Genomic DNA, 337 nt, shown 5'->3' with positions numbered 1-337 from the left:
AGACAATGACACCTATATTGCCTCCGAGTCTACCTTTTACCGCATCCTGCATCAGGCAGGTGAGCAGCATCACCGGGGCCGCAGTAGGGCGCCCCGGCACAGCCCTCCTCCCAAAGGGTTCTGTGCCACCGGACCGAATCAGGTGTGGTCCTGGGATGTGACCTGGCTGCCGTCTCAGATCCGCGGCATGTACTTTTACCTGTATATGATCGTTGATGTCTACAGCCGGAAAATTGTCGGCTGGGAGGTTCATTCTACCGAGAGCGCCGAACTGGGAGCCGCCTTTATCCACAAGGCTATCCTGGCTCAGGGGTGCATCTTGAAACCGCCGGTGATC

At 57.6% G+C, this 337-nt stretch carries 1 protein-coding gene; it reads left to right on the top strand.

Annotated elements, in window-relative coordinates:
- Positions 1-16 precede the first annotated feature (16 nt).
- Positions 17-337 (top strand): DDE-type integrase/transposase/recombinase (locus ACYQ2M_RS25395; protein ID WP_459919188.1); only part of this gene is annotated, 321 nt, incomplete at its 3' end.

Source organism: Desulfocicer niacini (assembly GCF_054657595.1).
Note: the sequence above shows the minus strand (reverse complement) of the source record. Positions and strands in the feature narration are given on the sequence as shown.